Below are 11,675 nucleotides of genomic sequence, written 5' to 3' on the forward strand. Positions count from 1 at the left end.
TGAACACCCATGGGAAGAACGCGTGTATGTTCGGTTTAAATTTCGATTTGAATCAGCAGGTGACATGTATATCGATGTTCCATACCTCATAGGCGACAGCATCATCGAAATGCCTGCGCGCGGTGATGTCCCGTTCGGTGAGTATATAGTCGCCCACAATGCGGCGGCTTTCGCGTTTTGCGGGGGCTATTGTCACCGAATCAAGGGCGTATTTTTCCATGCCGCGTTCGGGGTCGTTCTTGAAATACGACCAGACGCCGTACACGCATTTGAGGAGTTCCCTGCGTATCGATTCGTATTCGCCGATCGGGTCGTTCTTATCGCCCGCGTACTCTATCCACCAATGTCCCATCGGCTGCGGGCCTTTGGATGCGAGCCGGAACGGGAGATCGTCGGCTGTCTTGTATTCATACGCCCACTCGGGCCGCCGGAAGACGGTCGGTATATTCTTCTCGCTCGCGCGATAGAGAAGCGATGCGCCCATGATGCCCTGATCGGCTTTATCCGGAGCGAGCACCTCATTGAATTTATTTTTCGCTTCGCGTCCCTGCATGAAATCGCACCCGGCGAGAGCCGCGACCGTTCCGTCACCGGTGGCGTCCACGAATTGTCCGGCGCTGAACCGATAATTACGTTCCGTGCCGCCTTGTGTTCCCGTTACCGCTTTGATGCGTCGCCCATCCGCTTCCACGCCGAATATGTTCAATTCGGAATACACATCGACCTTTTCACGCTCACACCAGAAGAGGAGAATGCCGCTTGTTTGTGTGTTGCGGAAGAAGGGGTCTATCTCCGCGAGCATTTCCTTCATTTCCTCGACCGGGCCTCCCTCACGCATATTGGCGAAGAATCCGAAGAACGGCGCTCCGTCTATGGATACGCCGATGTCGGAATTCGCATTTCCGCCGAGACCCGGTTTATTATCGATGAGCGCGGTTTTGAGCCCCTTACGCGATGCGGTTATCGCGGCAATAGTCCCGCCGATACCGCCGCCGATGATGACAATATCATATGTTCTGTCGATGTATCTTATCGCTGGCTTTGTCAGTTTCGATGATGCTTTGCTTTTTTGTTTTTGGTTTGTTTTTTTTTGTTCTTTTCATTGATTATTCCTCTTGCGCATTTACTCCCTCCCCTCTCTCACTTCCGTGCAACACGATGTTGCAGTCGGCGCGAGGCACGGATGCCGATTTGCGCCGACCTGTGAGAGAGCGGAGGGGTGAGTGTGCCCTCATTCCACTACATATTTCACCGCGCTCACACGCGTATTGCCGCCGCCTGTCTTTACCACACGCACACCCTCGGCGGATTTTCCGCTGAACGAAAAGCCCCCGAGCGCTACCCATTCTGACTGCCCTTTCGTCGAATCAACGGTCACCGCTGCTGTTCCTCCGGCATGCGTGATCTCTATCTTCACCGCAGGATCGTTCTCTGCGGCATGCCACACTTTGAAGTAATACACTTTTATTTTGCCATTCACATCGGCCGGGATACGCCACAAGGCCGACGCGCCGTTCTCCGTCGTGTACAGCGTCTTTTTCCCTTTGTAGCCGCGCAGGCCGCTCGCTTTCCAGTCGCCCGTGAACGTGCATTCCCCGTCATCGATGCCGATCACGGTCTCATTGGCTGCAGGCACATCGATCTTCGCAGCGACCGTATTGCCGTTCGTCACCGCGCCGCTCACCTTCTCCAGCACGATGCCGCCGGCAAGGAGCCTGTCATCGCGTATGCTGTTGCCGGTGACCGTGATATCCGACGCATTCACCGCAACGATAGCAGCCGCGCTCCCGGTCTTTGGTTCTCCTGTCGATGCGATCGTATTCCCTCGTATCTCGATATGTTCGGCGCCGTTCACGCGTACCGCATACTTATGCCAGTTCCGTATGATGTTCGATTCTATGATGATGTTCTTCTGCGCCATGCTCCGTGCATCCTCGTAATCCAGTCGCTCGAATTTAACGATGACGGAGCCCGATGCCTCACCGGCGCCGTCGAACGCGCAGTCGGTTATCGTATTGCCGGAAACGAGAACGCTGTCGCTGAAAAGACCGTTGCGCCAATGCGATGCTTCATTGCGGAACATTATCCCGGCAGTGCTGCATCCTTCGTACCGATTGTTCTCCACGACGCCGTTGACCGCACGTATGACGGAGCCGTAGCGGCGTATATTATGGATGTAATTGTTCCGTATCATGAAAAGTCCGTTCACCTTGCTCCGCGTGAACGCCTGATCGTTCTCAAGCGTTGTCTTCGATGTGACAAGCGCTTCCTCGACCGGCGGCGAGAAGGTGACGAGATAATGCGCGGCAGTGCCCCCCGCCGATTTGAACTCGCTCGCGGTAACCGTGAGTCCCTCGCGTATTATCTTCCCGTCGCGCGGGTTGAAAAGGCAGAACGTCTCGCCCGGTGCAAGCACATACATATCGTTCGCGATGCGCAGTGTTGTCGGCGAGGGCTTCTCGAGGATGAACATCGCTTTATTATAGAGCGCTATCCCGTCATCACCGACACCGTTGAACTCGCATCCTTCCACCCAGGGGCCGATCGCGTTCGCGCGGATATGAATGCCGTCGGCATTGCCGCCGAAGAAGCGCCCTTCCTTTATCGGAGAGCCGACGTGGATGTACTTCATGTCGGAACTTTCAAGCGCCATATAGTGGCCGGCGGGTGTAGCGAAATTCGTTATCTGATAGAAGACGATGTTCGACGAATCGGTGACGAGCACGAGCGAACGGGCCTTCTCGCGGGCGAACTGTATGTAGCGGTCGCCGGGCAGGAAATATTTCCCGAAACCGGCGGCCATGTTCATCGTGAGATCATTGCCGTTCACCGCAAGCGACTTTTTGTCCGAACCGATGACGATACTTACATTGTTCTTAAGTCGTCCCCGCACGGCAGTGTCAAAGAGCACACCCCATGTCCAGGATATCTGCATCATCGGCGAATCGAAGGGCTGATGGTTCGGTTCGAGCGAGAACGATACCGTATCACCGTCCGCGCTTTTTACACGTGCTATCGAATACGGCAGCGGGTCATAGTCGATGAAAAAGTTCTTGAGCATCACATTCGCCGAGCGGTACATGCGGAGGAACCCCGTGTTGTTCGTCAGTATGACGATCTGCGCCCCGTTGCCGTCGATGATCATATCGCGGGCATCGGATACGATGAGCGCATCAACGGTGTTCTGTATGCGGTAAAGCCCGTTCTTCGCGAACACCACCCGCGCGGGTGCCTTGCTCGCAACGGCATTACTGATGACCGTGATGATCTCTGCTGATGACGCGCCATTGGGCACCGGGAATTCTTTCGCCGGCTCCTTCACCGTGAACGAGCGGACATCCGTCCATGCGCTCTTTTCCCCGCCGCGTATCGCCCGCACACGCCAATAGAACGTGCCGATAAGCGGACGGTCCGGCACATAGCGCGGTATCGCCACCGTATCCGAATCGACGATGTTCTTGCCGCCTTCATCGGATGCGATCTTAATTTCATACCGCGTGTCGAAATCATTTAAAGGACGATACGGGACATCGGCGCCGTCCCAGTAGAATGACGGGAAGGCGATCGAGATCGTTTCGCCGTCACCGGGCCCGATGATGGATGGCATGGCGACGGTGCCCCACGCGCTTGCTGCGGCAAGGCACGCAACGGCGATACAGGCCGGCAGCGCGCTCGCAGGACGGCCGGGCATGAACTTTGTTCTCATCTGTGTCTCCTCTATTTCTCGATACGCCGCATTCCGGATATCGTTTGCAGCGAGTGCATCATGCCGTAATCCTTCACCGTACCATCGCGCCTGAGAACCATTCGTCCACCCGCATCTTCGCATCGCTCGGCACACCAAGCCATTTGTCCGTATGCGGATGAACAATATCATCGTTCGGTATGACGGGGAATATCGTCTTGATCGGCACATCGAGGAACGTGAACGGCGCCGTATTCGCCATATCGCCGATAAAGCGCCTGATCACGCCTGTCGATCCGTTCTGCATCACAAGGACAGGCCGGCCGTTGAGGCGCTGCAAACGTCCGCGTGCCTGTTCCTGATACCGTGCAAGCGGCGCTCCCCAGTACGTACCCTTCCATTCCACCGTGCCGTCATAATGATCATGCGTAATGAAGCCGCGCCAAAGCGAGGCTATCGTATCGTCATGAAGACCGATATAATTGACCGCTATCGCCCCGCGGGAGAAACCGCAGATGAAAACATTCTTCGCGTCGCCGCCGTATATCGCGCAGATCCGTTTTACTTCGCGCACGCAGTATGCCGCCGTTGCGTTCTCATCGCCCCACCATTTGACCGCGTTCTCAGTGTGATTCGTTTCAATGAACGGCATGACGGCCCAGATGAAATCCTTGCCCGCGGTAAGCCCGTAGCCGAGGTTCGCATCCTCCACTTTGCCGGTGCTTCCGGATGCCGGATAATAATTGCCGGTGTATTCGATCATGACGGGATATTTCCCGCCCGCCTTCCATGACGGGGGAAGATAGAGCGAATGATGAACATCGGTGCCGGCATATTCCATCGGCGTGACACGCACACGCTTGCCGGCGGAGGGCGCTGCGCTCTCGATATGCGGTGTCATCATCATACAGTACCCCGAAGCAGCGATAACTATTCCAGCGATGAAGCGCATCATTCGGATTCGAATTTCACCGCATTGACGCGCGTGTTCGCACCCGCGGTCTTCGTCACGACCACTTTGTCACCGGAGCCCGTCAGCGAGAAGACCCCGAGATCGATCCAGCCAGACTCGGTCCCGATAGACGTATCGATCACCTGCTTCGATGATGTACCGCCGGTTACGACCTCAATCTGCATTTTCTGGTCATTCGGTTCCTTCGGAGAATGGATGCGATAGAACGATATCCTCGTTCTGCCGGTCACTGACGCCGGCACCGCCCATGACGCTGTAGCGCCGGGAGTGAACGAATAGAGCGACTTTGAGTCATTCGCACCTTTGAGCGAGCTCGCGTTCCAGGAGCCGGTGCTTGAGAACCCGGCATCGGATACGGTCACGACCACCGGTTTGCCCATCGGCGATGCTGCACCGATGACGAGTATCGGGCCGACATAATATTCCACTCCGTCGGCGATCTCCGCGATCTCGAAACGCACCGTATGCTCGCCCGGTTCCTGATCGGGGATGAAGAAGAAGCGCCCCGCCGACTGCTCCTTGCGGAACGTCTCTTTCCGGGAGATCATCACCGGCACTTTTCCGTCTACGACCGCAGACAGCACCGTCTCTTTGGGCGAGGCAATATCGATGAGTCCCGCGCGAATACCGTTGAACTTCACCGTGATCGATGCGCCTTTTGCACCTGACTTGACGGCATAGGGCATCATTTTGGTGGTGCGTACACTGTCTTTCATGAATACGCTGTCCTTCGCGCGGTCTACGGGCGTCCATTCAGCACTGAGCCGAGCGCTCGTGATCGGCATCATGTACGTGCTTTCCCACGGACGCGCTTCAAGCGCAGAAGGCATCGTATGCGCTCCGGATTTCCCCGTGCCGCGCATCGCCTCGAACGAGCGGACGATCACATCGCGGTATATCGAATGCCCTTCATCGCCGGGGTGCGTGCCGTCCTTGGCGAATATCGCTTTCCCTGCCGGTGCACTATCGGCTTTGAATATGAGCGAACCGATCTGCAGCTGCCGCACCACTTCCAGCCCCATATCGATGCTCGGTATGCCGTACGTGTTGGCTATGCTTTCGAGCACGGTCCCGAACGGCGGTGTCTTTCCCTCGGATGCCGATGCGACCATCTGCTCGTTGATCGTATAGACGAAGCAGATGTCGGCGCTCGGATCATTCCGCCATATCTGCCGGACTATGCCCTCGGCAGAAGCGCGGTCGCCGCCGTTCACACGGAATTCCACGAACACGAGGTCAGGCTTCTGCGACACGACATGCTCGCCGACGCGGCAGGCGCCGTAATCCGTTCCGGTGCCGGAGATAGCCGCATTGATCTCGATGAAGTTCACCGCGGGGAATGCGCTTTTGAAGTACGCGAACGTCTTCACCCGCCAGCCGTCGGCCATCGTGATGCTGCCGCCGAAATAGGCAATGCGCACATCTTTGCCGCGTGCGATCTTTGCGAAGAAATTCGGCAGCCCGCCGCGGACGCGAAACTCTTCTGCGACGGAGGTGTCATGGTCGTATGCCGGTGCCTGCACTGCAAGGATGATCATAAGAGCCGCACAACGAATGCCATACCGCGCTCCTTTCACTCGGGGATGTCGATCAGCGAAATGTTCCATGGGACACCGTCCTATTCTATTCGAAAAAGCTTCGTTTCGTTCTCTTTCATCGGGACAATGAACTCCGTGCCGTCCCTGAGATCGGCACCGTCGAAACACTCGAATAATCTGACTCGTGCGGGGAATCGTACGGTCTTTTCCCCCGATCGGAAGGCGCTGAGCGCCAGCATGCCTTTCGTTACCCAGAGGGCATCGCCCGGCTGTGTGTATCGATGGGCTTTGGCGATATCGCCGAGCACGGCAAGTATCTCGGGGGGCAGCATTGGTGCGCTCGAATACACGGCCGTCCATGTCGGGTATCTTCGTATCATGAGTGCCGGTTCGCCCGATCTCAGACGGCCCCAGATCTCGCCGTCATCATCATCGGGGATGTATGCCGGGCTTACCGTGCGGTCGGGGCCGTAGCTTATGCCGGCCGATCGCGCATCGGCCCGGTCGGAAACGGTGACCCTGAGCGAGGCGTTCTCGATCTGCCGTATCTTTATACCGGTGAGCTTCTGCATGGCGCCGGCATCGGACCTGCCGTTCCTGACCGACCCCGCGGCCCAGTGAAAAACGAGAACGCGTCCGTCCGACTTGAGGCGATCGACAGCGGCCATCGTTTCCGGCGACGGCGCTATCATGTCGCAGAACAGTATGAGGCGTTTGTCCGTGAGGCGGAGCAGGTCGTCGGAAGAAAATATCGATGAGGCGATGCCGCTTCGCTGCAGCGCATCTATCGAGAGACGGCGGAGTTCCTTGAGGAGATAGTCCTCCGGCTTGATGTAGTATACGGAGCGCGGATCGATAACGGCCGCGGCATGTGAAATATCCCTGCGGGAGACCGCTATCGATGCTTCGGCTATGGCATTGTAATTTGAAAGGAGCGTCAAGAGCGCCGGCGAATCGAATTTGACGGTGCCCACATCCTGCCACCATTGTCCGAAACCGTGCGCTATGGTCCATCCGAGTTCCCGACGCTGCATGATCTTGTCGCCTTCGATGCCTTCCACCTTGCCCTGGAACCAATCCGCTCCGCTCCCGGTCGCCGAGGTGCGATTGTCGTTCTCGTTGAACCAGTATTTCCCGTGCACGGATACGCTCCCGACCGCCGCCATCGGTGCAGGAGCGGCAATACCGAGCCGGCGATGCTCCCAGTACGCGGTGGGGCTGCAGAGGAAATCGATGTTCGTGCCGGCAAGGAGGGTGCCGATATCCTGATGTCCCCAGCGCGGGTCGGACGAGGTAAGGTAGCCGTAGTAGGCGCCGACCACTACGGGGAACGATGCGCTTTGTTTTATCGATGCGGCAAGCTCGTCGATAGCCGATGCGGTCATGAAGGAATTGTAATCCAGATAGTCGATGGTGCGCATCTCTTCATCAGCGTTTCGAAGCGAACCACGCGCGGCGGACGCCACGGCGCTGTCAAGCGGGGGGCGAGCGTTCTCGAATGAGACAGCGGGATCATGCCACGATGACCGGAGCGCGGACACGTCGCGGTAACGCGTCCAAAGCCATGCGCGGAAGCGTGCTATGTTCGCCGGCGAGTGATCGACCCTGTTGCCCCAGGCGAACCATTCGTTGCTTTCCCCCGAACAGATCAGGAACCCCACGATACGCTTCGCATACGGTTTTGTCCCGAGGTGTCGCATGACATGGACGATCGCACTCGCAATGTCCCGCCGCCATGTATGCGAGGCCCAGCTCGGCACGGTCTTGCGCCCGTACTTCGCATTGCGATGGTCCGCCGGCGGCAGGAGCAGCGGCACGGTCTCATTGCTTTCGATCACATGCACGAGCTCGTTCGTATGCTGCGCCCGCCACCAATCGGGTGCCGATTCGCTCAGCTTGAGTATGATATGCGCGTCGGGTATCTTTTCGAAAATACCGTCGAGCACTTTATCCAGATTCGAATAGTCCCAGGTATCGGGTGCCGTCCACACGCTGCGTACCCAGAAGCCCTGGCTTGCGGTGAGTATCGGTATGTAGAGCGTTACACCGGTCGGGCGAAAGCCGGCGAAGGCATCCCACTGGTAGCCGTGACGCGACATGCCGCTGTGGGGTTTTCCATCGACAGCAAGTGTCGGGATATCGTTCTGCACTGCGATACGCGCCCCGGCGGGGGCGTTCGCATTCGGTTCGGACGCTGCGAGCATGAACGCGACGGGGAGCATCGCTGCAAGACGGCATGGCATCCTTCTCATTATCGCTCCCTTATACGTACGAGATACTGCTCAACGCCCGAGCCGCCGCCGTGCGGTCGCACTGTACTGATACGCGGGCTCCGACGGCAGCGCCGAGGCGGCCGCTTTTTCCATGAGCGCGCGTTCATAGCTCATATCGATCTCGCGCGTCATCGGGCGCATCGTCACGTACCGGTATTTCGCCCAGAGCGTATCGCCGCCCGTCTTCGCGTTCTGCGCCTTCACGCGCATCATGGCGAGCGCCTTCTCGTCGAGCATGAGCGAGCGGCGCCAGTTCTTCACGACAGTGAGATAATCCTGATAGCCGCGTGCGAGATAGTACGGTTCGAATTCCGTCCTGAACTGATCGTAGGTGACCTGTCCCACCCAGAAGAGCGAATACATCTGCTGCCATTTGATGAGCGATTCCCCGCCGATGGAAAAATTCATCGCGGGCGGCACGCCGTCCGGATGCGGGATGAAATACTTGAGCACGCCTTTGCCGGGAGATCCCTTCACATACGGGGGCCAGCCGGTTATTTCATTGAGCGCGATGTTGTTGTTCTTCGCCGACATGAAAAGGAGAAAATCAATCGCGACGCGTTTACGTTCCGGCTCTCCCTCAGGCGTGGCGCAGGCGAATTTAAAACTACCCCACGGGTCTTCGAAGGCGGGGCCTTCCATATGCTTGTAGAGATCGGGGCTGTCCGGTCCCGGATACGGGAAATCCATGACCGACACTTCGAACCCATTATCGCCCGCCTGCTTCTCGAGCATGCCCGCGTCCCAGGTGCCTGTCGGCATGAACACGGAGCGCTGCTGTATGAAGAACATCACCGCGTCATCGCGCGTAAGTCCGGCGAAACCCGGCACACAGTAGCGGCAGTAATTCGATATGATCGTGAACTTCGCGCGATACGGCTCATACGAAAGATCGATGGTCTTTGTCTTCACACCGATGTACTGTTCCACCGCGCTCACGCCGCAGTCGTGATTGTAATCGATGAGATTGCGCGCTTTGGATGTGATGGCGCCGAAAAGCCAGTTCTCCACCGCGTTCATGTGATACCGCGAGTTCGCTATCGGCGTCATGCGCTTCGCCGTCCCGATGACGGTCTGTATCGCCTTTTCATGTTCAGCGATCTTCACTGACAGCGCTGCGCGGCCTCTTTCCGGCACGTTCTGCCGTTCGCGGAGAAGACGCGCCATTTCATTGCTGTGCGAAGCGATGTTCTTTCTGGCCGTCGTGTCGAAGAACGGCTGCTTTTCTATCGCATCGCATGCATCGATGAATTCGCGGAACGTCTTCGGCGGCTCGTCGCGTCCGGTTATCTCTTTCAGGAGCGTCTTGTTGTAGTACATACGCACGAGATGCTGCGCAAGACCGATGGTCATGTACTCCTGGAGGTCGGAATTATAGCAGCTGCGAAGCCCGTCCTTCATCGTCTCGCGCAGGGGCACGTTCTCGAATTCCGTCCCGCGATTGTACGGATTGGGCTGCATCACATACTCGGTGAGCGGCGTGAAATAGCGTATGTAGTAGGCGATGAGGAGCGGATATGCCACGCCTGCCTCATGCATGAGATCGGCCGGCGTGCGTCCGACCATCTGCGTCGTATACCATTGCGGATATGTGGATTCAGGTATCGTCTCCTGTACGATACGCACGGAGGGATGGAGCTCACGGTAGCGCTTGATCATGAGATTGACGCCTTCGCGCGCGCCCGGCTCGAGGTTCCAGTGCGCAAGCCGCACCGTGACGAATTTCGATTTCGCCTTCGCCGGCACGCGTATCTTCATCCCGGGTGTAAGAACGGTGGACGGCGACAGATCAGGATAATTCTCATTGCAGAAATCGTCCACGGTTATGCCGTAGTCCCTGGCCACCTGCGTAAGGGTATCGCCCGGTTTGGCGACATAGAAGCGCTCGGCGTCAACGCTCGTGTTGAGGAAAACGGCTACGGCCGAGATGACGAACGCAACGCCGATAGCGATGAGCCCGAGATAGGACTTCAGGGATTGGAATATTCTGTTCATGATATTCTCCCGCGGCATTCAAGGTAGTACATTCCGTGAATGCTGTCATTCATTGTATTTACCGGGTATAGTACTATATTTACCGGTAATTAGGAAGGGCTGATGCGGTAAGCAATGTGCATGTGTAATGCACAAGGCTGATTGACAGCGGCGACTTCGCATACTATAGTGGCGTATGCGAAAACCGCCGTGGCTGAACAAGACCATACGCGCAAGCGATCTTGAGCGTACCGCCCGCCTCATCAAAGGGCATGGTGTGCATACCGTCTGCACCGAGGCGCGCTGTCCGAACATCGGCGAATGTTTCGCGCGCGGGGAAGCGACGGTGCTCATACTCGGTGCTGTATGCACGCGGCGCTGCGGCTTCTGCAATGTGACCAAAGGTGCGCCCGAGGTGCTTGACGAAAATGAACCGGAAGCGGTCGCATTGTTCATAGAAGAACTCTCGCTCACCCATGCGGTGATAACGAGCCCGACGCGGGACGATATTCCCGACGGCGGTGCGCGTGTCTATGCGCGGACGGTCGCGGCGGTGCGGAGAATAAGCCCGAAGACGACGGTAGAACTTCTCATACCGGATATGAAGGGCGATGAAGCGAGCCTTGCCGTCGTTGCTTCATCCTCGCCGGACATACTCGGCCACAATATCGAGACCGTGCCGCGGCTCTATTCGATACGCACGGGCGCCGATTACCGGCGGTCGCTTGCGGTACTTGCATTCATCGCGAAGGGTTTTCCCGCGATACGGACAAAATCGGCGATAATGCTCGGGCTGGGGGAGACAGCGGAGGAAGTGCGCGCAGCGCTGGGCGATCTGCGGTCGGCGGGCTGTTCATTCGTGAGCATCGGCCAGTATCTCTCGCCGTCGAAGGCGCATCGTCCGGTGGCGGAATATATCACGCCGGAAATGTTCGAAGCGCATGCCGCGCACGCACGATCGGTCGGCTTTGCGCATGTCGAAAGCGCGCCGTATGTTCGCAGTTCATATCACGCCGGGCTCTACCGGAATACGGATGCTCCGTCGGCGGTCACAGGTCCCGTATCGCCCGGTACTTGAACGGTGTGGCCAACTCGGCTATCTGCGATTTTATCTTCTCTATTTCTTCGGTGCGTTCTTTCTCATCCTCGATGAGCACGGCGATGCGCGTATCCTCGAGATGATACGCCGCCTGGTAGCAGAGCGCGGTGAGATAGCGTATCGTCGCGCGCAC

General features: G+C 57.6%; 8 protein-coding genes. 1 reads left to right on the forward strand and 7 read right to left on the reverse strand.

Translation table 11 applies throughout. From position 1 onward, the window contains the following. Positions 1 to 52: 52 nt before the first annotated feature. The 6 genes from AABZ39_17140 to AABZ39_17165 form a co-directional block, all read right to left on the reverse strand. Complete coding sequence (locus AABZ39_17140; protein ID MEK6796506.1) at positions 53 to 1,048, reverse strand: FAD-dependent oxidoreductase; 996 nt, start codon at positions 1,046 to 1,048, stop codon at positions 53 to 55. Positions 1,049 to 1,231: 183 nt separating this feature from the next. Continuing rightward, a complete protein-coding gene (locus AABZ39_17145) occupies positions 1,232 to 3,706 on the reverse strand; it encodes a right-handed parallel beta-helix repeat-containing protein (protein ID MEK6796507.1) in 2,475 nt (824 codons plus the stop codon). A gap of 73 nt (positions 3,707 to 3,779) precedes the next feature. Next, the gene (locus tag AABZ39_17150; protein ID MEK6796508.1) at positions 3,780 to 4,592 is read right to left on the reverse strand and encodes a hypothetical protein; all 813 of its coding nucleotides are present in this window, start codon (positions 4,590 to 4,592) and stop codon (positions 3,780 to 3,782) included. Between the two features lie 44 nt (positions 4,593 to 4,636). Further along, positions 4,637 to 6,196 carry a hypothetical protein gene (locus AABZ39_17155; GenBank protein MEK6796509.1) on the reverse strand — a complete coding sequence of 520 codons (1,560 nt, stop codon included), beginning with the start codon at positions 6,194 to 6,196 and terminating at the stop codon, positions 4,637 to 4,639. Positions 6,197 to 6,276: 80 nt separating this feature from the next. Continuing rightward, positions 6,277 to 8,448: a beta-galactosidase gene (locus tag AABZ39_17160; GenBank protein ID MEK6796510.1), complete on the reverse strand. Its 2,172-nt coding sequence runs from the start codon at positions 8,446 to 8,448 to the stop codon at positions 6,277 to 6,279. A gap of 30 nt (positions 8,449 to 8,478) precedes the next feature. Then, entirely contained in the window at positions 8,479 to 10,464 is a 1,986-nt protein-coding gene (locus AABZ39_17165; GenBank protein MEK6796511.1) for an extracellular solute-binding protein, read from the reverse strand. Positions 10,465 to 10,639: 175 nt separating this feature from the next. On the opposite strand from AABZ39_17165, the gene lipA reads away from it, so the two are divergent. After that, entirely contained in the window at positions 10,640 to 11,521 is an 882-nt protein-coding gene (lipA, locus tag AABZ39_17170; GenBank protein ID MEK6796512.1) for a lipoyl synthase, read from the forward strand. Here lipA and AABZ39_17175 read toward each other — a convergent pair. Further along, on the reverse strand, positions 11,493 to 11,675 hold a 183-nt coding region (locus AABZ39_17175), incomplete at its 5' end, for a hypothetical protein (GenBank protein MEK6796513.1). The two genes, lipA and AABZ39_17175, sit on opposite strands and share 29 nt — an antisense overlap.

Source organism: Spirochaetota bacterium (genome assembly GCA_038043445.1).
In the GTDB taxonomy this organism is placed as follows: Bacteria; Spirochaetota; Brachyspiria; order Brachyspirales; family JACRPF01; genus JBBTBY01.